The organism is Bacillus sp. FSL K6-3149 (assembly GCF_038630515.1).
GTDB lineage: Bacteria > Bacillota > Bacilli > Bacillales > Bacillaceae > Bacillus > Bacillus pumilus.
In genome coordinates this window covers 1623183-1645073 of sequence record NZ_CP152034.1, presented here as the reverse complement: position 1 = coordinate 1645073, position 21891 = coordinate 1623183, and the positions used below count along the sequence as shown (strand labels likewise).

At 41.8% G+C, this 21891-nt stretch carries 17 protein-coding genes; 3 read left to right on the top strand and 14 right to left on the bottom strand.

The window, feature by feature from the left end:
• Positions 1-13 precede the first annotated feature (13 nt).
• The 13 genes from MHB83_RS08370 to MHB83_RS08310 all read right to left on the bottom strand — a co-directional run bounded on the left by MHB83_RS08370 (position 14) and on the right by MHB83_RS08310 (position 18675).
• Positions 14-1156 carry an acyl-CoA dehydrogenase family protein gene (locus MHB83_RS08370; RefSeq protein ID WP_212046320.1) on the bottom strand — a complete coding sequence of 381 codons (1143 nt, stop codon included), beginning with the start codon at positions 1154-1156 and terminating at the stop codon, positions 14-16.
• Positions 1143-1412 carry an acyl carrier protein gene (locus tag MHB83_RS08365; protein ID WP_050945733.1) on the bottom strand — a complete coding sequence of 90 codons (270 nt, stop codon included), beginning with the start codon at positions 1410-1412 and terminating at the stop codon, positions 1143-1145. Before MHB83_RS08365 ends, MHB83_RS08370 begins: the two co-directional genes overlap by 14 nt.
• A gap of 27 nt (positions 1413-1439) precedes the next feature.
• Positions 1440-2495 carry an HAD-IIIC family phosphatase gene (locus tag MHB83_RS08360; RefSeq protein ID WP_212046321.1) on the bottom strand — a complete coding sequence of 352 codons (1056 nt, stop codon included), beginning with the start codon at positions 2493-2495 and terminating at the stop codon, positions 1440-1442.
• Positions 2496-2509: 14 nt separating this feature from the next.
• A complete protein-coding gene (locus tag MHB83_RS08355) occupies positions 2510-3367 on the bottom strand; it encodes a 3-hydroxyacyl-CoA dehydrogenase family protein (protein WP_137055436.1) in 858 nt (285 codons plus the stop codon).
• On the bottom strand, positions 3364-4074 hold the full coding sequence (locus MHB83_RS08350; protein WP_050945731.1) for an alpha/beta fold hydrolase: 711 nt from the start codon (positions 4072-4074) through the stop codon (positions 3364-3366). Before MHB83_RS08350 ends, MHB83_RS08355 begins: the two co-directional genes overlap by 4 nt.
• Positions 4071-5051 carry a C39 family peptidase gene (locus MHB83_RS08345; RefSeq protein ID WP_310026694.1) on the bottom strand — a complete coding sequence of 327 codons (981 nt, stop codon included), beginning with the start codon at positions 5049-5051 and terminating at the stop codon, positions 4071-4073. The genes MHB83_RS08350 and MHB83_RS08345 overlap by 4 nt, the downstream gene beginning before the upstream one ends.
• The gene (locus MHB83_RS08340) at positions 5014-6555 is read right to left on the bottom strand and encodes a serine hydrolase domain-containing protein (RefSeq protein WP_342496801.1); all 1542 of its coding nucleotides are present in this window, start codon (positions 6553-6555) and stop codon (positions 5014-5016) included. Before MHB83_RS08340 ends, MHB83_RS08345 begins: the two co-directional genes overlap by 38 nt.
• Entirely contained in the window at positions 6552-11024 is a 4473-nt protein-coding gene (locus MHB83_RS08335; protein WP_342496800.1) for an amino acid adenylation domain-containing protein, read from the bottom strand. The genes MHB83_RS08340 and MHB83_RS08335 overlap by 4 nt, the downstream gene beginning before the upstream one ends.
• Positions 11025-11115: 91 nt before the next feature.
• Positions 11116-12315 carry an MFS transporter gene (locus MHB83_RS08330; RefSeq protein WP_340900820.1) on the bottom strand — a complete coding sequence of 400 codons (1200 nt, stop codon included), beginning with the start codon at positions 12313-12315 and terminating at the stop codon, positions 11116-11118.
• Positions 12316-12448: 133 nt separating this feature from the next.
• Positions 12449-13609 (bottom strand): CamS family sex pheromone protein, encoded by a 1161-nt coding sequence (locus MHB83_RS08325; protein ID WP_223251227.1) that lies wholly within the window; start codon positions 13607-13609, stop codon positions 12449-12451.
• A gap of 42 nt (positions 13610-13651) precedes the next feature.
• Positions 13652-15658, bottom strand: coding sequence for an NAD-dependent DNA ligase LigA (gene ligA / locus MHB83_RS08320; protein ID WP_340900823.1), 2007 nt, complete (start codon positions 15656-15658; stop codon positions 13652-13654).
• A 44-nt stretch (positions 15659-15702) separates the two neighbouring features.
• Positions 15703-17925, bottom strand: a complete 2223-nt coding sequence (pcrA, locus tag MHB83_RS08315) for a DNA helicase PcrA (protein ID WP_050945726.1) — start codon at positions 17923-17925, stop codon at positions 15703-15705.
• Positions 17926-17982: 57 nt separating this feature from the next.
• The gene (locus MHB83_RS08310) at positions 17983-18675 is read right to left on the bottom strand and encodes a heptaprenylglyceryl phosphate synthase (RefSeq protein WP_041816135.1); all 693 of its coding nucleotides are present in this window, start codon (positions 18673-18675) and stop codon (positions 17983-17985) included.
• Positions 18676-18947: 272 nt separating this feature from the next.
• Here MHB83_RS08310 and MHB83_RS08305 point away from each other — a divergent pair, with 272 nt between their 5' ends.
• A complete protein-coding gene (locus tag MHB83_RS08305; RefSeq protein ID WP_335356186.1) occupies positions 18948-19361 on the top strand; it encodes a DUF2283 domain-containing protein in 414 nt (137 codons plus the stop codon).
• On the opposite strand, the gene MHB83_RS08300 is transcribed toward MHB83_RS08305, so the two are convergent.
• A complete protein-coding gene (locus MHB83_RS08300; protein ID WP_003214314.1) occupies positions 19342-19572 on the bottom strand; it encodes a hypothetical protein in 231 nt (76 codons plus the stop codon). The two genes, MHB83_RS08305 and MHB83_RS08300, sit on opposite strands and share 20 nt — an antisense overlap.
• A 139-nt stretch (positions 19573-19711) precedes the next feature.
• On the opposite strand from MHB83_RS08300, the gene MHB83_RS08295 reads away from it, so the two are divergent.
• Positions 19712-21295, top strand: a complete 1584-nt coding sequence (locus tag MHB83_RS08295) for an FMN-binding glutamate synthase family protein (protein ID WP_050945723.1) — start codon at positions 19712-19714, stop codon at positions 21293-21295.
• A 102-nt stretch (positions 21296-21397) separates the two neighbouring features.
• Entirely contained in the window at positions 21398-21676 is a 279-nt protein-coding gene (locus MHB83_RS08290) for a DUF3916 domain-containing protein (protein WP_342496799.1), read from the top strand.
• Positions 21677-21891: the final 215 nt, after the last annotated feature.

The following is a 21891-nucleotide window of genomic DNA, read 5'->3' as shown; positions in this document are numbered from 1 at the left end:
ATCTCCTTTCTCTCTAAGAATGTTTCACAAAATAATGGCGTAAACCATAGTTAGCAATAACCTGCTGCTGAATTTGCGAAGTTCCTTCAATAATTTCAAGCACCTTTGCTTCACGATATAGTCTTGAAGCTGAGTTTTCCCGGCTAAATCCACTTCCGCCATGAATTTGGACATTTGTATTTGTAATGTCAACGGCAATTTTAGAGGTGAAATATTTTGCAATGGATGTTTCTGTGATCGCATCAGGATGATTCGCTTCTCTCATTTCCCCAGCCTTTAGGCATAAGGCTCTCGCTGCATGGAGCTGGGTCACCGCATCTCCAATCATGCCTTTGATCATTTGATGCTTGTACAATTTTTCATTAAACTGTGTTCTTTTACGCGAATACGTGACAAGAGAATCAACGGCTTCTTGTGCGATGGCAAGTCCTGCCCAAGCGACACTGTATCTTCCATGGTCTAATGCGAGTGACACCACATGGTTAAACCCACCTCCAACTGGTCCTAAGACACAGTCTTCATGAACCTGAACATGATCGAGGGTGATTTCCGCTAAATATGACGCTCGGTTGGCCATCATTCCTGTAATCCTCTCAATCTCTACACCCGGCTGATTTCGATCGACAAGGAATGCCGTGACTTGTTCACCGTCTCTTGCAATCACAATAAAGAAATCGGCAATCGCTCCAAAGGAAATCCACTTTTTCTTCCCATTTAATACATAGGATTGCCCTTCCTTTTGATAGCTTGTTTCAACATGATTGGCATCTGAACCAATATTCGGCTCTGACAAAGCAAAGGCTCCGATTTTTTCTCCCTTGGCTAATTCAACGAGCCAGCCTTGTTTTTGGTCTTCTGTTCCATAACGAAGAATGGCTTCTCCTACAAGTGAATTCACTGTCAATAATGTGCGTACATTACAGCAAGCTTTTCCCACTTGTTCCGTGAACTGTCCATATGCGATTGGATCAAGCCCTAGCCCTTGATAGGAAGATGGGATACCTGCTGCCAAGTAGCCTCTTTTTGCCATATCTCGAATCAGTGACTCTGGCAAATGTTCCGTCTCATCGAATTCATTGGCAAACGGACGGATATGTTCATCGCAATACTGGCGAATTTCTTCAACGGCATTGATCGTTTGTTCAGCTGTTTTCATGAAGAGCCGCCCCCTGTTGTTTTCTCTCAATTAAGGCGACAATGCGATTGACCGTACTAAAATGAGCAATGTCGAGGTCTTCGTTATCTAATTGGAATTGAAAGTCTTGCTCGATATAGTTCACTAGTTTCATCGCAAATAGAGAATTCACAAAGCCTTGTTCAAAAATATGATCATCATTTCCAAGTTCAATTTCCTCATCAAATACCACTAGGTTTTGCTCGATATAGGCTCTTACTTGTTCGTGTAGGTTCATGATTTAATCTCCTCGCTTTTCGCTTTTTTATTGTTTGGCTGGGTCTTTCTGATTTAATTCAATATTGACATCTACGTATTCTGGGAAAGGCTGAATCATGCTTAAATCATTTTCAAACAAGATATAGCCGTCCTCCCCTTTCTCAATTTCTTTGAAATTCGCAAACTTATATGTGATGTACATCATGCGGTTTCGGTCGGTTTGTTTAAAGTCAGCGACAAGCCGCTTTCCTCGCTTTTTCGCTTCTTGCAAAATCGTTGTGAGTAAGATGGTCCCGACACCACGAGACATGACGCGGCAAGACATAAGCAGCAGTTTGACATGCCATGTGTCACCTGTTTCTTCTATTAATGAGAGTCCAATTTTTCCATAGGAACCGAATTTATCTTCAAGTTCACAGACAAGCAGGAAGTGAGAATCTGATTGACGGAAGAAATCAAGCTCTTCATAATCGTAGGTTTTCCCGCTCGCATTTAATTGATTGGTACGGACAGTCAATTCTTCAGCGCGCTGGAGGTCTTGTTCTCCTGCTTCTGATATCACGAATTTCATATGTAAAGACGCCAAGAATTTCTCAGGCGGCCCTTCATATTTCTCTTCTTCCTGCTGCCTTTTGTCCGCTTCTAAGTACATTCTTCTGCGTCGTCTAGCATCTTCTGTGATAAAGACTGGACGCAGCCGATCATCAGTGAGTAATGACAGATAATCCACTGCATCCCAGCACGTAATCTCTGGATGAACAGCCTTCACTTCTTCTCGTTCAAATGGCTGATCATCAATAAAGAGAATGGTATCTTTATGAATATTTAGGCGCTCACTAATTCTCTTTAATGAACTAGATTTGGCATTCCAATGAATCTCTGGATAGAGAAAGAAATGTTCGATTCCGAAGGCAGAAAGCTTTTCCTTCACGGCTGCTTCATCGTTCCGGCTTGCTATAGAAAGAAGGATGCCGCGCTCATCTAACTCTGTTAGTACTTCCTTCATCGATGGTTTTAACGTCACTTCATCTGACTCAAGTAAAATTCCATCCCATAATGTATGATCTAAATCCCAGACAACACACTTAATTTGCTTAGCCATTGGTTATTCTCCTCTCACATGTCATATTGGAAAAAGCCCTTGCCTGATTTTTTGCCGTACTCGCCTGCATCAACCATTTTGACAAGCAGAGGACATGGACGGAACTTCGGATCTTTGTAGCTCTCGTATAAAACAAGCAATGAATTCAAAATCGTATCAAGCCCAATTAAGTCTCCTGTCGCAAGTGGTCCCATTTTATGACCGAAACCTCCGCGGAAAATTTTATCGACATCCGCTGGCGTAGCGACTTGATCTTGCACCGCCCAAATCGCTTCGTTGATTGTCAGCATCAGCACACGATTGGAAACAAATCCCGGAAAATCATGCACCACAACTGGTGTTTTATCAAACGATTTCAAGAAATCTTTTGCCGTTTCCACTGTGTCATCAGAAGTTGCTTTACCTCTAATGACTTCAACTAGCGCTTTAAGAGGAACAGGGTTCATAAAGTGCGCCCCAATGACATTCTCAGGGTGATGCATAAGAGACCCTACCTTTGTGATGGAGATACAGCTTGTGTTTACAAAATAGATGGTTTCTTTCGCACAAATATCTCGTAGCTCTTCATAAATAGGTTTTTTAATCTCCCAATCTTCCGTCACATTTTCGATGACGATATGCGTGTCATGTAGTCCTTCAAGTGAAGTTGACAGCTGGATTTGAGACAATACATCTTCTAAAGACAATGAGATTTTCTTCTTTCTCACAAATTGAACCAATTGATAGGTCTTCTTAATTTTTTCTAGCGCTTCGTTTAACTTTTCTTCTGTGACATCAACTAATGTGACTTGATAGCCATTTGCTGAAAGGTCTAATGCCATATCAGCCCCCATGACACCTGCTCCAATCACGCCTACGTGCTTCGTGTTCATTTCTCCAACACTCCAATTCGCTTTAAAATGACATTGATTTTTTCAACGACTTCATTTGTGAATGAATGAATAAAAAAGTGATCTCCATCGAATTCGAAAAACGCACAATCTTCACTTGTATATTGATCCCAATCGTCTAAATCAAACAGCACAGAAGGCAAATCACGTGTACCATAAAAAATAGAAATTGGACAAGCAGCTGGAACGACTTCATCACATAAATAGGTCTCCAAAAGCTGAAAGTCTGCTCTTAAAATCGGCAGAAAGAAATCAAGCACTGCATGGTTATCAGCAAGTTCCTCAGGAACGCCTCCCATCGCAATGATCGCTTCTTTTAATTTGGAATCTGACAGCTGATGATAGACTTTCTTTTCTGGAATATGTGGCGGGAAGCGCCCAGAATAAAAGACATGAACAGGCTCTCTGTTTAACCTTGTTTTCATTCTTTTTTGTAATTCATATGCAAGGACGGCTCCCATACTATGACCGAAAATGGCATAGGGCTCTCCTTCTTTTAAGGAGGAGGACGCCTGTACATAAAGATCATCTGCGACCTGCTGTAAATCGGTTAGTACAGGCTCTGTCATTCTTGTCCCGTGCCCAGGGAGTTCAAGGGCATGAATTTCTATCGACCGGTCTATATAAGATTTCCACGTACTGAATACGGTACTGGCTCCACCTGCATACGGTAAGCAAAATAACTTCACGACACGCCACACTCCCTTTTGCATTTGATTGCCAACGCTTCCAGCCAGTGTTTTTCATCCTGGATGATCTGTTCTAAAGAAGCTTTGATATTGGCTTGGTACCTACTAGACATCTCACCTGAAAAAAGGAGTTTTGCTGCCTGATGCCTTGCTTTCTCCCATTCTGCTAAAATACGTTCCATCCATCCCACCAGCTCAGGTAGATCGCCTTTGATGAGATTCAGCCGATACAGCTCTACTTTCTTCGTATTGATGATCTGATTGAACGACGCCACGAGCTTCTCGATATCATCCCATTGCGGAAGCTGCTCATAAAATGTTTCAAGAGCTGCGATTCCTTTTTCTATTACGTCTATCTGACCATGCATATTTCTCAGGAAATAAGTCGTTTTTTGATCAAATAACTCAGTCGAGAGCTTGTTCGGATCAAAGTAGAAGGCCGCATAGGAATGAAATTGATCATTCGGCTGAAAATGATCATGAAAGGTGTCATACCCTTTCTGTACATCTTTAAATGACAGCACTTGATGCTCATAAGACAAATTATCTAAATGCCGATTCTCTAATACGTGAAAGATTTGCTGATTTTCATCGAATCCCGTAATTAAAATGGAATGACGGCTATGGGTTGTCAAATACTCTTTTCTACCTCGCTGAACGTAAGGGTCTACCCATACAATTACCGGGCGGTCACACGTCACATCTTGCTTGACCTTTTCAATGAGGTTGGGACAATACGTCATTTTTTCTACTTGAATGCCTTGTAAATTCATAATCTTTTCTGGATCGTGTGCCGACATCCAGTCAATCTGCAGCAAGCCTTGCTCTGTAAGCCCGTAGGCAAATTGATCATTTAATAAGTATGGAGAAACTTCTTGATCATGCAGCTTCACAATTGGAAAAAAACAATTGAAAAAACAGCTGCGATAAAACAAATCATTATAAGGATGAATGCCCGAAATCTGTTTGACGGTCATCTTTTTTTCCTCTCTTTCCAGCAGGAGATGTCACCATAAATCCTTTGATGAAACCAATCGTACAAAACCAAATGAAAAACAAATAATAAGAAATCGCTAATTCAATGAGAGAGGAAGGTCCCCATACAAAAGTCATTTTCCAAGGCAGCCCATTAAAGGCTAGCTGCGCAACAATGATTGGCAGGATCAATATCCCAATTAGCAGTAGCACCCAGCCGCTACTTTTCAGCCAGACGCGAAGTGACATGTCCCTGCGAACGAAAGCGCCGTTTCTTACACGCTTTTTCCACTTGATAAAACGAACGATAGACACTATTTGCAGCAAAATAAAAAGACATGTGGCACCAAGACTCAACTGATCAATGAGCTGAAAAGGGTCCATTGATGACTCTACTTCCTCATTTGTACCCGTGATCGTTTTGGCAATAAGACGTGCTGTTTGCTCTGTGTAGCTGCTATTCATATTTGCTAACACTCCGATCGCAACCTCTTCTTTTGGCTGGATCAGAAAAAATGATGAATAGTTAGGGTTAGAGCCCGCATGAAAAAGCGAGTCTACCTGCTCATGTGCCTTTTCTATATACCAGCCGGCATTGTAATAGACATGCTTCCCTTCTTCTGGGACATTCACAGTTAAGTGATCAGGATTTTTTACAAAGCGAGACCAAGTTGAATCGGTCAATTGATATTGCAGCCAAGTCCCCACATCCTGACTATTCATCACAATATAGCCTGCCGGAGTGTTGCCTCGATATTCTGGTGCTTTATAAGCATGCGGAGCAAGGAATTGCAATTTAAACCCTTCTGAGATAGCGCCGGATTTCATCCGTTTTAGCCCAGCCTCCGTTTGGTCAAGATGATGCCTTTTAAACAGTCCTTTCATATAAGCCTCATACGATGTTCCTGTTACATTTTCAATGATGAGACCAAGGACATCATAGTTTATGGTCGCATATTCAAAGGAACTGCCTGGCTTACGATTAAGCTCGATTGATTTCAGCTGATCAACTGTTTTTTTCAACGCATCCTTTGTAGTATCTGGCTGGATAAGCGCAATGGATTGAAAGGGAATGCCGCTTGTGTGATGCATTAATTGCTCCACCGTTAAACGCTGAGGCTTTCCATTGTATGTTGGAAAAAAACCTGGAATATAGCTACTCACCGGATCTTTTAAATGAAGTTTCCCTTGCTTCTCTAACTCCACAATCGCAAGAGCGGTAAACGCCTTTGATGTAGATCCAATTTCAAAGAAAGTGCTGGCTGTCACTTGCTTCTTTTTCTTTCGATCCGCATAACCAAAGCCTTTTTGGTACACCACTTCGTCCTTTTTCACAACCACAACGGACATGCCTGGAATGCGTCCAAGCTCCATCTGTTCCTCTATCACTTGATCAACGGCTTTAGATGAAATCACTGCTTTTGCATGTGTCCCCCCGGCAAAGCTGCTTATCCATAAGACCGCTAATAAAAATGAAATGTAGATAACATGCTGATTTTTCCTCATGTAAATAATGAATCCATTTCTTCAAGAGACATATCCACTGTTTCAAAATCAGACGGTGTAAATTCGATTCCTTCTTTCTCTAAGCAATGCTGTACAAGACGCTCAATTTGCTGCTCTACCGCTTGCAATAGCTGCATCATGTCTGTTTCACACAGCTGTTTTTCGCTGAAAGAAAGATGAAAAATCAGCTGACCGCCCTTGATGGTAGCGACCATATCGATGACGGTTGTTAATGAATTATCCAATGACGAATCCATCCCCGATGTAAAGTAAGACATCTCATAATCAGATGATTGTTTCAGCACTTGATCAATTTCACCTAGATAGTTAAAGCGTAATTGCGGCGCTGAATGAGGAGAAAGCTGCTTATTGATGAGTGACAACAGCCCATAGTCTGCACCTTTATTTGGCACTTCACGTATCGTTTCTTTGACAGTTCGTATGTGATCCGAGAGAGATTCAGACACATGAACATTCACAGGATACATGGTGGTGAACCAGCCAAACGTTCTAGATACATCGATCTCATCCTCTACTGCATCCCTGCCATGACCTTCTAATTCCAAAGAAATCTGCTCTTGATTCGTTTGCTGATAACAGGCTTGCGTCAAGGCTGAAATTAACAGTTCATGCGGCTGCGTTTGATACGCTTGATTCGCTTGATTGAGCAATTGATTCGTGAGTTCCACTGATAATGCGTTGGTTAATTTGATTTCGTCTCTGACATATCCCTCATTTGAGGAAACTGGATACAGAGGCTGTATATTTTGCACCGCTTTTTGCCAATAGCTGACCGACTCTTTTACACTCTCTGATACTGCATACTGATTCACCCGCTCGGCAAATGTTTGATAGGAATGGGTTTTAGACGGAAGTACTTCTGCTGTAACCTTCTCTGCATGCAATAATTGAATCAAGTCCTCCACAAAAATTTGCCAAGACATACCATCAGCTAATAGATGATGGGCGGCAAAGATGAGATGTGATTGAGAATCAGTTTGACAAAGCGCAGCCTGAATCAATGGTCCTTGATAAAGATGAGTCCTTTGCTTGATCTGATATCCTACTTCTTGTAACGCTTCTTCCACATTCTCTTCTGACAATGCCGTGAAATCGTGTATCATCAGCGGAATATCTTGAATGTCTTCATCATAATAGAGTGTGTTTGTTGCCTCATGTACTTTTAACCTTAGTCCATCATGGTGAATGACGAGCTCTTTGAGAACATCCTGCACGATGGTTTCATCCATCTTTTTCTTTGAATGAACAATGATGGATTGATGCCAGAAATGTTCATCTTTTAACCGCTGGGACCAGAACCATTCGATAATTGGAATCGATTTCACATCACCCACAGCTTGCTCTTGTGAGATATGTATGACAGGTTCCTGCTGAACGACTTGTGCCATTTCTCTAAAAATGGGGTAAGTAAAAAGATCCTTGGTTTTTAAATAGAGTCCTTTGTCTTTTAATTTCGCAATAAATTGAATCGCCTTAATGGAATCTCCGCCAAGCTGATAAAAATGATCAGCCGGTTCGATTGTTTCATGCCCTAAGATGCCTTTTGCTGTATCTACGATGATCTCTTCAATGTCCGCTGTTTCCTTGGACCACTCAACAGCTGTTTCTTGAGACAGCAATGGATCAGGCAGTGCCGTCCGATTGATTTTTCCGTTTTGAGTGAGCGGGAGCTCGTCTAGTACAACAAAATAGGCAGGTACCATGTAAGCTGGAAGCTGATCTGATAATTTCTTTCTAAGTAAAAAGGACGTCATCTGTTTTTCTTTCAATTCAATATAGGCAGCCAGCTGTTTTTCTCCAGATTCATCGGTTAGATCAATAACCGCTGCTTTATCTACTTCTTCAAGTGCCATCAGTGCAAGTTCAATTTCACCGAGCTCAATCCGGTAGCCTCGCAGCTTGATTTGATGATCAATTCTGCCAATGTAATCAATCTTTCCATCATTTGCTCGTTTGGCGATATCACCTGTTCGATACATGCGGCGACCATTTACAAATGGATTGGGCAGAAAGCGTGATTCCTGCAAATCAGGTCTTTGCCAATACCCTCTGCCAACACCTGCACCTGAAATATAGATTTCTCCTACTGTCCCAGGCAGCACGGCTTGCTGATGCTCATCTAAAAGGTAAATCTCTGTATTGGGCATTGGCACACCAATTGACACAGATGCCCCTTCCCCTTCATCATCTTGATGGAATTGATGAATCATACAGCCAACGGTTGCTTCAGTTGGTCCATATTCATTAAAGATAGATATCCTTCCATCACTTGCCTCTGTGATTCTTTTAGCCAAAGCGGTCGATAATTGTTCTCCGCCCACAATCATCCGTTTCACAACTGATTGAGAAAGTGCAGCATCTGTTAGCAGTGCCATATGAGCTGGTGTCAGCTTGATGACTTTCGCTTTTTGATCAAACAAAATATGTTCTAATAAAAAGCCTGGCTGATCCTCTTGACGATAGATCATCACGGTACTGCCAATGACCAATGGCGTATAAATGGATGTCACGGTTAAATCAAACGCAATGGATGAATACAAGGCAAAATGATCATCTGATGAATCAGTATAGTGTGTTTTGGCAGACATGATATAGTTCACTAAGCTTCGGTGCTCAATCATGACTCCCTTTGGCTGTCCTGTAGAGCCAGACGTATAAATCATATATGCGACATCTTCAGCATCTCCAATGAATGGATGTTCCGCATTATACTGAGCCAACTGATCCCACACGTTGTAGATATTGTACGTATCGCCATTAAAATGGTATGCAGATGCGTCATCTGTGAAAAACAGCTTTGCCTGGCTGTCATCCAAAATAAACTGAATACGTTCCTCTGGATACTCAGGATCAATCGGCACATATGCGCCTCCAGCCTTTAAAATCCCCAGCAGCAGCACAATAAGTTCTGGTGAATGATTCATACATACGGCAACAAAGTCATGTCTTTGTAAGCCATGTGTTTGTAGAAAATGCGCCATTTGATTGGTTTTTCTCTCAAGTTCACCGTATGTCATGCTATGAGATCCGTCCTGAAGTGCAATTCGATCAGGAGAAGACGTTGACATGTCTGTGATCAATTCATGGATTTTTTGTTTCTGTGGAAACAGCATGCCTGTGTCGTTCCAGTGATATAGCTCTCGATGTGTCTCGACTTCTGTCATGAGAAGTACGTCTTTTAACAGCTGCTTTGGCTGAGCGAGTATCGTTTCGACAAAGAGAATCATTCTTTCGTGTAGAAAGTCGATATCTTCATTGCTGTAATCTGAGATCTTGTAATCATATTGAAGCTCGATTTGCCCTTTTTCATCCCATTCTTTCACAGCAACTTGTAAGCCATATGGCTGGAAGCCATTGTAAAGCTCTATGTATTCAACCTTGTATCCTTCCATCTCCTGCACCATATTTGTGCTGTAGGAGTTGATATAGATTTGAAAAAGCTGATCATACCCTGCTTTTGCAAGCTCTAAATCTTTGACAAGTGCATCATAGGGATAACGCTGATGCAGGAAGTAAGCCTTATAGCTTTTTTGAACGTCTGTTAAGCTTTCTAACAAAGAGAGATGAGGATCGATCTTCATTCGATATGGCATTGTACTTACGGTCATACCGGACGTGGCTTTTTCCTTTTGTCCGGAACGATTGAGAACTGGCGTCCCAATAATAAAATCTTTTTGCTGGTATCTTTTATGCAAGTAGACGAAGAGTCCTAAAGTAAATAAAGAGTTGATTGAACAATGATGGACATCTATAAATTCATAGATTCGTTCTGAGAGTTGTCGATCAAGATAATGGCTTTGCCGATGGCCTTTGATTTGGTCAGTTCCCTGTACCAAATAACTATCAGACACATCAGATAATGCTTCTTTCCAAAATTGCTGATCTTTTTTAAATCTTGGGGAGTTCATATATTTTGATTCTTTATCAATAAATACAGAGTGATTGTCTGCTTCTTGTTCGATAGAGGAGCTGTGGGTAAGAGCAGTGTAAAGCTGGCTAATTTTATCGATGATTACTTTCATCGACCATCCATCTGCTACTGTATGATGGCATTTGATGAAATAACCGGATTGTTGTTCACTGATTTTTAGTACCGCAAATTCGGCGAGAGAGGTTTCTGTTAATTGAAATGGTGTTTTGAAGGCTTTTTCGGCCCATTCTAGCATGTCTTCATGTGTGGAAAACTCATAGGTAGGAATAGGGCTATCGGCGTTTGGATCAACGTATTGAAGCGTTTCACCATCTTTCTCTACTAGCTTGAGACGAAGAGATTCTGTCATCATGATACAAGATGCAATGGCCTGCTTCAGTTTATCGAGATGCAATGGCCCATTGACGAAAATGATACCGCCAATATGATTGATCGGTGTTCCTGGATAAAATGTTTCCATGTTCATCACGCGCCGCTGCGGATGTGTTAATGGCCAATATACTAAACTATTAGTCAATTACGCCACCTCTACTTTTCATATAGTTAACATTTCTACCAACATATTAAATCACATAATGGTATTTTTGTAAATAATTGAGATAAAATGTCTAAATTTGTTCATTTTTTAATCTAGACGCTAGGAAAGCCGACACAGTAAACAGGGCAACGTTTATAAAAAAGACGACTCTTGCCCCAAAGAGATCGGTCATGGTGCTCATAACGAGGATGGACATTCCGTATATAAAAGTTGATAGTGTATGTTGAGCTGATAGTATTTTGGGCAATTCAATTTCACTCAGTGTATCTTGTACATAGGTTCGAATGGAAATACTGCGAAGCTGAAAGGCTGGTCCTAATAAAAAGACAAACACCAAACTCATCCATGCAGAATGATTCAATCCTAAGCAAAGGGTTAGCACAGCTACGATCACCGAACTGTAAAAAATGTGATCAAACAAACGCTGTTCCACATGCTTTGCGAACCGCAACACAAGCAGGCCGCCTAGAATGGTTCCGCCAAAATAGCTTGCGTTAATAAAGCCCCACCATGTTTCAGGCTGATGTAAAACTTCTGTGACATACACAAGGATAATGGCACCAGTCCAAATACTTCTACCGCTCATGGATAGCATTTCTAAAATCGTTAATGTTCGAATAGTTGGTTTTTCATACATGAGCTTCCACCCTGAAAAGACCCTTGTAGCAAATGATTCAGACTGTTGCTCTTGTTTAGCTGCAGCCCCAGTATCAATGATAAAGAGCATAGATATGAGTGACAAACTGTATAAAACAAGTGTCGTCAATAGGAGAAACTGTGGTCCAAGAATGCCAATAAACAGCCCTCCTAAAAGCCAGCCTAGTAAAAGGACCATTTGATCAGAAGTTAAGATATAGCTATTTGCTTTTAGTAAAAAGTTCTTTTCTACTAGACGTGGGATCATCGAATTTCGAACTGGAATGGTTCCTCCATCTATCAAAGAAAGGAAAAATACAATGATAAAAAAGAGAGGAATAGTAAAAGTTGATAGTTGTAGAATATAAATGAAAATTAAGCAACCGAAGAAAGCAATTTGACACATTTGTAAATAGATAATGAGTCTTTTTAGCTTAAATTGATACATAAAGAAAGGAATGAGTACCGCTCCAAGTGCTTGTCCAACAAACTGTGAGACAGCCACCATTGAAGCGATCAGTGTAGAATTTGTTAATTGATATGTCAGGATGGTCAATACGAGGACATATAGCGAATCCCCAAAATTAGCTAGGGATTGTCCCCCTAATAAAAAGTAAAATGATTTATTTTTCATAGTGATCTCCATTTTCTCTTCATTATCACCCATAATAATACATTATTTTCTACACTTCTACTTTTTATAACAATATTTTCATAATTTGATACATTATGACTAATTTAAAAAACCGCCAAAAGGCGGTTTTTATTTAGTCATATATATGGACGGTTGGTTCTTTGTCTTCAGCATTTTTCGTGATCAAGGCTTCTTGTTGATCTGAAGATGTGATGTTAATTTCGATATTCGTACTCTTATAGTAATCCATGACTTCACCTGTTAAATATTGCGTGAAGGCTACGACTTCCGTTTTTCCGTAGAACTGCATTGGAATTTCGACTTTCATTTTTTGCAGGTTGCCGTCTTTGTAAAACCCTTTTCCTACGACACCAGTATAATTCGGAAAGTAGTCTTCGACTTTTGTTTTGAAGCGGTCAAATCGCTCGGAATCATCTTTGTAGTTGCCTTTCGCATTATCTGAAGGGAAGAAGACATTCTCCTCTTTGATCGTATCCCAATTGCCGATATCAGCTGAGCCCGCTTTCACATCCGTTTTGGCGATAAAGTTTCCTGGAACGATAGATGATTTTGGTGCTTGCTTATAAAGGGCAATCATGACAGGCACTTTTTGCAGCCCATCCATTTGACGAATTCGTTTGATCACTTGTTCAGCAATTTTTTCGCCTTCTGCCAAAAGTTTCTTTGAATTTTTCGAAGAATCGATCGTCACTTCTTGCTGCGGGTCACCGATATTTTCACGGTAATAATAAACAGAGTTCAGCGCAAGCCCAATGACAACTCCGCCAAGCTGTAAGCTGTTTTTATCTTTTCGAATTAAGTAATTATGCTCTAGCATCGAAGCTAAGTAAATTGGACTACTTTCATTTTTAGACTTTGTTGAACCTGAGTTCGGAAGAGCAGGGTTTAAGCCTAGATTCTTAAAGTCTTTATCTTCTTTTTCTGCCTTTTTCAGATCACTGCCTGTTTTTTTGCGCGCCAGCCAGCCTAGAACGGTGTCCTCATCAAAATGCTGTCCTTCTTGGAAAAGGTAGTCGTTTGTATTAAATGACTCTGTTGCAAGGCGCATGAGTCCTGTTTCAAATTCATCGATGTCCAAGCGTGTGTTGAGACGCTCTGCTGTTAATCCTCTCGCAGCCCCTTGTTTAAACGGCAGCACCATTTTGTAATAGGAGTCAGAGATATTGTACATCGGGATGATGGCTGTTTCCTTCGTTTCATCCGTTTTTTGTGTGACCTCTTCCTCTTCCTTTCCCCCAAAAGGTGCACACGCTGACAATATCAGTGTGAGCATTGTCAGCAGCAATAACAACTTTTTCAATAGAAAACACTCCTCTTATTTCTTTAGCTCCTCGAGCATTTTAGCTTCGTCCCAAATTTCTATATTGAGTTCTTCTGCCTTTGTCAGCTTACTTCCCGCTGCTTCTCCGGCTATGACTAAATCTGTTTTCTTACTCACACTACCTGCCAGTTTACCGCCTAGTGCTTCGATCGCTGCTTTTGCATCGTTTCGAGCCATTTCTTCTAATTTCCCTGTCAGCACAATGGTTTTGCCTGCAAAATAGGAATCACTTTCTTCAACCTTCACCGGTTTTGGTCCTGTGTAGGTCATATTAACCCCAAGCTCTTTTAGTTCATTTAGCAGATTGAGTATTTCTTCTTTCTCAAAGTACGTGACGACAGCATCAGCCATTTTTTCACCGATTTCATCGACTTCGAGTAATTGTTCTTTCGTCGCTTGCTTTAATTGATCGATATCACCGAAATGCATCGCCAAGGTCTTCGCCGCTTTAGAGCCAATAAATCGTATACCGAGTCCAAATAGTAAACGCTCTAGAGAGTTTTCTTTCGATTGCTCAATCGAACGCAGTAAATTGTCGACAGATTTTTCGCCCATTCGCTCAAGCTGAATGAGCTCTTCTTTCGTTAATCGGTAAAGATCAGACACACGAGAGACAAGCTGTTCTTGGAAAAACTGTGTAATGACCCGCTCGCCAAGCCCATCAATGTTCATTGCATTGCGGGAAACAAAGTGAATGAGTCCCTCACGTATTTGGGCAGGGCATTCTGGATTGATGCAACGCAAAGCCACTTCGCCTTCAATTCTCACCAGCTCACTATGACACTCTGGGCATTCAGTCGGCATGTGAAACGGCTTTTCTTCTCCTGTACGCTGATCGATCAGTACACCTGCGACTTCCGGAATAATATCGCCCGCTTTTTTCACAATCACTTGATCAAAAAGGCGAATATCCTTTTCTTTGATCAAATCTTCATTATGAAGGGAAGCTCGCTGCACTGTCGTTCCTGCTACTTTGACAGGCTCAAGGATCGCCGTTGGTGTGATGACACCTGTACGCCCGACACTTAGTTCAATATCAAGCAGCTTTGTCACCACCTCTTCAGCTGGAAACTTGTACGCAACAGCCCAGCGGGGACTTTTTGCTGTAAAGCCGAGCTCTTCTTGCTGAGCTAACGAATCGACTTTGATCACAATTCCATCGATTTCATATGAAAAGTCGGCACGCTTCGTTTTTAGTGTTTCAATGAGCTCGATCACTTCCTCAATCGTTTGGCACATCCGTCTTTCTTTGTTTGTTTTAAAGCCAAGTTCGTCGAGAAGATCAAGTCCTTCGCTTTGCGATTCAACACCAATTTCATCAAGCTCCGCTATACTGTAGACGAAGATATCAAGGTTTCGTTTCGCCGCAATTTTCGTATCAAGCTGACGAAGCGAGCCTGCCGCCGCATTACGCGGGTTCGCAAACGGCTCTTCTTCGTTTTGTAATCTTTTTTCGTTTAATGCTTCAAAAGAAGGTTTTGGCATAAATGCCTCGCCTCTCACTTCAATTGACAAAGGACGTTTGATTTTGAGCGGGATGGATCGAATGGTTTTGAGGTTTTCTGTAATATCCTCACCCGTTGTCCCATCTCCACGTGTGGCACCTCGGACAAACAGGCCATTTTCATAACGGAGAGAAACAGCGAGTCCGTCAATTTTCAGCTCGACATTGTATGCAATATCGTCACCGACTGCTTGACGAACCCTGCGGTCAAAATCAAGAAGGTCATGTTCATTAAACGCATTCCCGAGGCTGAGCATCGGTGTGCCGTGGCGCACTTTTTGGAAGGCGTCTAACACAGCGCCTCCGACTCTTTGTGAGGGAGAATCCGCTGCTTTTAAATCAGGGTGCTCTTCCTCTAAAGAGATCAGCTCACGCATCCGCGCATCATATTCAGCATCAGGAACACTTGGACGATCCAGTGTATGATATTCGTAGTTGTATTGGTTCAAAATCTGGTGCAGTTCCTCGATCCGGCGTTTCGCTGCTTCTTTATCCATCTGCTTCTTCCTTTCAATTCATCCGTTTTATATGTCCTATCGGTTTATTGCTTCTCAATTGGCGCAAATGCTGCGAGAAGACGCTTAATGCCTGTAGGGCTTGGGAAAGCAATATCAAGCTCCGTGCTGTCTCCACTGCCTTTTACGCTCACAACCGTTCCAACGCCCCATTTTTTATGAGCCGCTTTATCGCCCACAGCCCAGCCAATACTTCCGCCGCCTGTGTTTTGAATGGTTTGAGTTTGCGGACGTGAGACAGGTCCCCGTCTTTGTGGTCTTTCTCTAGTTTGGCCAAATGGTGTTTTCGTTTCTTTTTTCTCATTTAGGTTGTCCAATAAATCGGCTGGTATTTCTCGAATGAATCTTGATTCAAGGTTCATGTTTGTCCGGCCGAAGAGTGTTCTCATCTTGGCACTTGATAAATAAAGCTCTTCTTCCGCCCGTGTGATGCCTACATAAGCAAGGCGGCGCTCTTCTTCCATCTCTGCATCTTCCATTAATGAGCGGCTGTGCGGGAAGACACCTTCCTCCATGCCCATTAAGAAGACAACCGGGAATTCTAGACCTTTTGCGGCGTGAAGCGTCATTAAAATGACCGCATCTTGATCTTCTTCCTCATTCTCATCCAGCTTATCAATGTCTGCGACAAGAGCGAGATCTGTCAGGAAGGTCACAAGGGACTTGTCTTCATTTTGTTCTTCAAAGTTCTTAGTCACAGAGAGAAACTCGTCAATATTTTCTAGACGGCTCTGTGCCTCAATCGTTTTTTCAACCTTTAGTGCTTCACGATAGCCTGTTTTCTCTAAAATTTCTTCTGTTAGTTCTGTGACAGATAAATAATCCTGCATATTTGTCATTTGATCAATGAGCTGTTTGAATTCATCAAGTGCATTGGCTGCCCTTGCACTGAGTCCAATGAAATCTACCTGACCAAGCGCTTCAAACATAGACAGGTCATTCATCTCCGCGTATGCTGCGATTTTATCAACAGATGTCGCACCGATTCCGCGCTTTGGTACGTTCACAATTCGTGCAAAGCTAATGTCGTCATCTGGGTTAGCTACTAGGCGTAAGTACGCCAAAATGTCCTTGATCTCTTTTCTGTCATAGAACTTTGTGCCGCCGACAATGTTGTATTGAATGTTTGACTTCAATAATGTTTCCTCTATGACACGAGACTGGGCATTGGTCCGATAAAGAATCGCAAAATCGGATAATTTACGCTTACCGCTCTGATGAAGCTGATGAATCTTTCCAGCAACAAATTGACCCTCGCCGAATTCATTATCTGCACGGTAATAGGCAATCTTCGCCCCTTCATCATTTTCTGTCCAAAGGTTTTTCGGCTTACGGTTTGAATTGTTTTGAATCACCGTGTTTGCGGCATTCAGTATACGTTTCGTCGATCTGTAATTTTGCTCAAGCAGAATCACTTCACTGGATGGATAATCTTTTTCAAAGGAGAGAATGTTTGTAATATCCGCTCCGCGCCAGCGGTAGATGGACTGATCCGAGTCACCGACCACACATATATTTTGAAAACGCTGAGCAAGCAGTTTCACAAGCATGTACTGCGCTCTGTTCGTATCTTGATACTCATCGACATGAATGTATTGAAATTTTCGCTGATAGTGTTCTAATACTTCAGGGATGCGCTCAAACAGACGAATCGTCATCATAATAAGATCATCAAAATCGAGTGATTGGTTCTTAAGTAATCGCTTTTGGTAATCTGTGTAGACGTCGCTAACCACTTGATCATAGAAATCACTGGCTGTTTTGGCGTATTCCTCTGCGTCAATGAGTTCATTTTTTGCACTGCTGATTGATCCTAAAATGCTGCGAGGATCGAACTTTTTAGGATCGATATTTCGTTCTTTTAAAATGTTTTTAATGACTGAAAGCTGATCAGATGTGTCTAATATAGAGAAGTTGCGATTTACACCAATACGGTCAATATCGCGTCGTAAAATACGCACACACATGCTGTGGAACGTAGAGATCCAAATGTCATCCGCACCAGGTCCTAAAATGGCTTGGACACGCTCACGCATTTCACGTGCTGCTTTATTTGTAAACGTAATCGCTAAAATGTTCCACGGAGCCACATGCTTTTCTGCCATTAAGTAGGCAATTCGGTGTGTGAGCACCCGCGTTTTCCCGCTTCCTGCTCCTGCCATCAAGAGTAGCGGACCGTCTGTTGCTTTGACCGCTTCTTTTTGCGCGTCATTTAGCCCTTCTAATAGATGATTCGATATTTCATTCATTTCATTCACCGCCAATTCGAACTTATGTTCTATTTTAACCCTTTTCGTCTTGTTTGACTATGATGACTTTTTGACTGCGCTCACTGTCTTTAATGCTTCTTTGAAATTGTCATAAATGACGTTTCCTACAACAACCACGTCCGCATGCTGCGCAAAATCTTCCGCCTGCTTTGCGTTTTCAATGCCCCCGCCATAAAAAAGAACCGTATCAGAAAGCACTGCTTTCGTTTCTTTCACAAGCTCTATATCTCCAAGCGTTCCGCTGTATTCTAGATAAAAAATGGGCAGCTTCATCAAATGCTCTGCCACTCTTGCATATGCTCTTACGTCATCGATGTCCAGTGCTGTATTTGCCTCTGTGAGCTTGGCCGCTTTACACTCTTCATTTAAAATAACATAGCCTTCAGGCACGATCTCTTCCATCGACATCAAATCACCGAATTCCTTCATCGCATCCTTGTGAAGCCCAACAATCCAATCAGGATGAGAACTGTTTAAGACAGTCGGGATGAAATACAGATCGAAGCCCGGCACAATCATTTCATGTGTTGAGATTTCGAGTACACATGGCACAAGAAACCGGCGGACCTTTGACATCAATTGAAGCACGTTGTCCTCTGTCACATTGTCACTGCCGCCAATCAATATAGCATCCGTACCAGATTCGCAAATTGCCTCTAGCTGTTCATCGGATATTTCTTTATTTGGATCGAGTTTAAAGACATGCTTCCACTCGGTAACATCATACATGAAAAACGTTCCTCCATTCGTTTCATTCCATTTAAATATTATAACAAAATCAGTGACCGCAAAAAATGGGTAACCTCCTTCAGCTAAAAGTTTCATTCTTTTGAAAATGGGGTGCGTGACTTTCGGTTAGAATGCTGAAAACATCTAGGAGCTGAGAGGGATGATCTTTGACCGTTCACTGATAGAAGAGCTTTGTATCACCACATGTTATTATACAATAAAGGCACATTTTACTATTGATCAAAAAACCATACATAAAGTAGGTGACCCACATGAAAAGAACCATCACATATGATCAAACGATCAACATCGGATACATCTATCTCCTGCCTGTGGGAATCGGGACAATCAAAGAAACCATTGAATTAAATGTGAATGAATGTATGAACGCAGATATCGACAAAGAGGGACGAGTAGCTGGTCTGGAGTTATTTGCAGAAGAAGCCGAAGTTTTAAAGCATGCACCCGTGTATGAGGACGAGCTTTCTTTACGTTTTACAGATCAGGACGTTCTCTCAACCTATCATTTATCAGGCATTGAATTTCATTTCTCGACGCCTGATCACAAAGGGCTAATCGGTTTTACGATTGTCGATCCTCATCGATATAACGTCAAAAGAAAGACAAGAAAAAACCGTTTTGAATGGTCAAAACGGTTTTTCCAAGCTATTGTCTCACTTCATTGAAATAATGGACGGATGTCATGGCCCCTTCATCGACCATCTTGTTGTCTTGAATATCTAATGGATCAGGGTGTCCGGCTTTTTCAGGAATCTTTTCATCTGAGCGGAACATGCTTGCCCATTTTTTGAGATGCTGTTTATTTTTCACTGCTAATAACACTGCACCACCAACCCCTAATCCTGCAAGTACATACGCATTCGGACGCTTATTCATGTATGTTCCCTCCCCTTATGATCTTATTTGTAAGTTACCCCGCCTTTTTATTTCTAAACGTCACAATATGTTGAAGTGGTTTCTCTTTCAATGAAAAGTGGAATAACAACAACAATGATAGAGAAAAGAGGGGATCTTCGTGACAACAACTTTCATTGTCATTGTTGGCGCACTATTAGTGATTTGTTTCATCATACCAATCATTTTATTCATCTGGATTTGGATGAGAGATGAAAAACAGGAAGAGCATTCTGTCCTGCGAAATTATCCGGTCATTGGAAAGCTGCGGTTTATTTTTGAAAAAATAGGACCTGAGCTTCGTCAATATCTGTTTCTGAATGATCGCGAGGAGCTTCCTTTCTCAAGAAGAGAATACGAGCAAGCTGTCATGTCTGGAAAGTACAAAAGCCGGACGATGGGCTTTGGATCAAAACGTGATTTTGACAAGCCTGGTTACTACATTCGCAATGTTCTATTTCCAAAGCAGCGAGATGAGTTACGCATCGATCAATCTGAAAAAATCCAAACAAAAGTGTATCAGATTGATCAAGACAATTTACTACGAAGAAGTGAACATACCAAAGAGGTCGAAGCAAAACCTTACTATCTCCATCAAGACGATGTACAAGTGATTGGCGAGCACACATGTCAAAAGCCATTCCGTGTAAAAGGCCTGATTGGGCAGTCTGCCATGAGCTACGGCTCTTTAGGCGACAGGGCCATTACAGCACTATCCTCGGGATTAAAAATGGCTGGCGGTACGTGGATGAACACAGGTGAAGGCGGGCTTTCTCCCTATCATCTCAAAGGCGGAGCCGATATCATATGCCAGATTGGGCCCGGTCTATTCGGCGTGAGAACAGAAGATGGCGCTTTTTCCTTTGAAGAATTTAAGAAAAAAAGCGAGCATGAGGAAGTCAAAGCCTTTGAGCTGAAGCTGGCTCAAGGAGCTAAAACACGCGGCGGTCATATTGACGGCGAAAAGGTCACCGAAGAAATTGCGAACATCCGTAAATTGCCGCCCCATCAATCCATTGACAGCCCAAACCGATTTGAGATGTTCCACTCCATTCCGGATATGTTTGATTTCATTGAACAGCTGCGAAGTATAGGCGGAAAGCCTGTCGGCATCAAGCTTGTGGTCGGACATAAAGAAAACATTGAAGAGCTTGCAACGTACATGAAAAAAAGCGGAAAGCACCCTGATTTCATTACAGTGGATGGCGGAGAAGGCGGCACTGGCGCATCTTTTCATGAATTGGCAGATTCCGCAGGGCTGCCGATTTTCACGGCACTCCCAATGGTTCATCAAATATTGAAGGAATACGGTGTCAGAGATCAGGTCAAACTCTTTGCTTCTGGCAAACTTCTCTCACCAGATAAAATTGCAATTGCCCTTTCCATGGGTGCTGACTTTGTCAATATCGCACGGGGACTCATGTTTTCAGTCGGATGCATTCGCGCCCAAGTGTGCCACACGAATAAATGCCCAGTCGGGGTCGCCACAACTGATCCAAAACTGCAAAAGGGTTTATCAATTGAAGAAAAGAAATACCGAGTCTGCAATTATATCCTTTCTCTAAGAGAAGGCTTGTTTAACTTATCCGCAGCCGCTGGTATTGAATCTCCCATTCATTTTAATGAGAAACATATTGTCTATAGACAAGAAAATGGTCAGACAAGTGAAGTGCCTATTTTTACAGGGACACAGCCATCCGTCTAGTTTGAGAAAGGTGCGTTTTTGCACCTTTTTTTCAATTGCCATTTTGGCTCAATCGCGTATAAAGAACTTAGGGCAAATGACCAGGAAGTGGAGAGATGGAGGATGCGTGAGAAAAAGGTTCGCGGGATGAAACGGAAGACGAATGAGATGGTGACAAGAATTGAGGAAAGTACACGAGAGTTCCCGGCAGATATTGAACAAGGGTATTGGCATCTTCCTCTACCAGTTGCTTATGATTTTATTTGTACAAACAAAACACCTCAAAAAATCAAGCAATTGTCCATCCAGACACTGATAAATAGAGCTGAACATCTCATTGATTTGAAGCCAATTGATGGAGAAGTATATCGTGTCGTGGTTGTAGTAGATGCCACTGAATGATGGGGATCACAAAGGAGATTCCTATGTTAAAGACTTTTTCAATAGACATGATGATGATCAGAGTTGGCTGCCTCTTTCCGATGCGAGAAACATTCAAAGGGAATGGCAGTAACACAAATTTAAAAATAACCGTTGTCCTTTTCGGCAATAGTCAATTTTTTGTATCTGTACTCATGTATCTCAAAATAAAAAAGAGTAGCCGCAGCCACTCTTAA

Excerpts from the sequence above, each read along its gene's own strand:
- MHB83_RS08330 (WP_340900820.1), bottom strand. The coding sequence starts at position 12,315 with ATGAAAAATAAATCATTTTACTTTTTATTAGGGGGACAATCCCTAGCT.
- MHB83_RS08290 (WP_342496799.1), top strand. The coding sequence starts at position 21,398 with ATGCGTGAGAAAAAGGTTCGCGGGATGAAACGGAAGACGAATGAGATG.
- MHB83_RS08325 (WP_223251227.1), bottom strand. The coding sequence starts at position 13,609 with ATGCTCACACTGATATTGTCAGCGTGTGCACCTTTTGGGGGAAAGGAA.
- MHB83_RS08300 (WP_003214314.1), bottom strand. The coding sequence starts at position 19,572 with ATGAATAAGCGTCCGAATGCGTATGTACTTGCAGGATTAGGGGTTGGT.
- pcrA (WP_050945726.1), bottom strand. The coding sequence starts at position 17,925 with ATGAATGAAATATCGAATCATCTATTAGAAGGGCTAAATGACGCGCAA.
- ligA (WP_340900823.1), bottom strand. The coding sequence starts at position 15,658 with ATGGATAAAGAAGCAGCGAAACGCCGGATCGAGGAACTGCACCAGATT.
- MHB83_RS08360 (WP_212046321.1), bottom strand. The coding sequence starts at position 2,495 with ATGGCTAAGCAAATTAAGTGTGTTGTCTGGGATTTAGATCATACATTA.
- MHB83_RS08310 (WP_041816135.1), bottom strand. The coding sequence starts at position 18,675 with ATGTATGATGTTACCGAGTGGAAGCATGTCTTTAAACTCGATCCAAAT.
- MHB83_RS08305 (WP_335356186.1), top strand. The coding sequence starts at position 18,948 with ATGAAAAGAACCATCACATATGATCAAACGATCAACATCGGATACATC.
- MHB83_RS08340 (WP_342496801.1), bottom strand. The coding sequence starts at position 6,555 with ATGAGGAAAAATCAGCATGTTATCTACATTTCATTTTTATTAGCGGTC.
- MHB83_RS08355 (WP_137055436.1), bottom strand. The coding sequence starts at position 3,367 with ATGAACACGAAGCACGTAGGCGTGATTGGAGCAGGTGTCATGGGGGCT.
- MHB83_RS08365 (WP_050945733.1), bottom strand. The coding sequence starts at position 1,412 with ATGAACCTACACGAACAAGTAAGAGCCTATATCGAGCAAAACCTAGTG.
- MHB83_RS08370 (WP_212046320.1), bottom strand. The coding sequence starts at position 1,156 with ATGAAAACAGCTGAACAAACGATCAATGCCGTTGAAGAAATTCGCCAG.
- MHB83_RS08345 (WP_310026694.1), bottom strand. The coding sequence starts at position 5,051 with ATGACCGTCAAACAGATTTCGGGCATTCATCCTTATAATGATTTGTTT.